Here is a 1,312-nt window from a genome sequence, read left to right as displayed (position 1 = left end):
CCGCTGGCCGCGCCACGGCTGCGCGGAATGTGCAGCGCACCGGCGCGAGACCGGGTGGATGTGTCAGCCATGATTACCTCCTTGGTCATGCCCAGCGGGTACCCCTGGCCGTGCCCCGGTAATCGGCCGACAGCGCACAGCGGCCGGGTCCGGGCAGCCGTGCAGCAGCGGCTCGGTATAGCATCGCCTCGCAGAATTGGCTCCTCGGCCGAATATCTGAACCGTCCGCGGTCGCGACCACCGACGACCGGAACACTGGGGAGGTCTCGGCCGTGCTCCAGCTCGCGCAGTGGTGGAGATCGCCCAGCCAGTACGAGGCGCTGTCGGGATATCTGCGATCCCGCGGACTCCAGCGGCCCGCCCGCCATCTGATCGCCGCGGTCATGGCGCTGTTCGCCGTGGTCCCGCCGGTGATGCTGGCCAGCCCCGCCGGGCCGAAAGGGACCACCGCGACGGTGGTGTCGATCGCCATCAGCATCGGCTGCACCTCGGTGGCCGTGCTGTGGTTGACCCACTGGCCCAGTCGGGGCCAATCGGTGGCGTTCTCACTGCTGGCCGCCGCCTGCGTGATGGCCGGGGGCCTCATCGCCACCGACCCGGCTGCCGGGGTGTTCGTCGGGACGGCGTTCGCACCGCTGGCCGGGTATCTCGCGCTGTTCCATTCGGCGCGGCTGCTGAGCTCCGTGCTCGCGGTGGCCATGGCGACGACGGTCGTGGTCTCGTTCCGCGTGGCACACGGCGATGCGTTGATGGCGCTCGGGCACAGCATCGGGGTGCTGCCCACGTTGTTGCTGGTTCCCGTCATCGCGCAGATGTTGATCCACCTGATGACCGCCGATGCCAACGATGCGTTCGCCGACCCGCTGACCGGGCTGCCCAACCGGCGCGGGTTCGTGGAGTCGGTGCGCGCCACGCTGGTGAGCGATGTCGCCGAGGACGACGCGTGCATCGCGGTCGCGATGGTCGATCTGGACAACTTTAAGCTCATCAACGACACCCGCGGCCACGCGGTGGGCGACCGGATACTGACCGCGGTCGGTCACGCGCTGCGTGACGTCGAACCGGCGATATCGGTCGTCGCGCGCGTCGGCGGCGAGGAATTCCTCGTCGCGTTGCGACTCGGCGACGGGTCACCGAGTGAGCAGCACGACGTTGCCGAGCGGCTCTGCCGGTCGGTGACCTCGACTCCGTGGGGGGTCACGGCCAGTGTCGGGCTCGCCACGAGCGCCGCGGTGTCCGAAGCCGCGCTGAACATCGTGCTCGACGAGGTGATCCACGCCGCGGACATGGCGATGTACGAAGCGAAACGTGC

General features: G+C 69.4%; 1 protein-coding gene. It reads left to right on the top strand.

What is annotated here, in order from left to right; all coding sequences use genetic code 11:
* Nucleotides 1-272 precede the first annotated feature (272 nt).
* The coding region (locus ACN27A_RS34015; protein ID WP_421459057.1) for a diguanylate cyclase domain-containing protein at nucleotides 273-1,312 on the top strand (1,040 nt) is incomplete at its 3' end.

The sequence above is a fragment of the Micromonospora sp. WMMD737 genome (genome assembly GCF_049179055.1).
Lineage (GTDB): Bacteria > Actinomycetota > Actinomycetes > Mycobacteriales > Micromonosporaceae > Micromonospora > Micromonospora reichwaldensis.
This window is presented reverse-complemented; position numbering and strand designations above follow the sequence as displayed.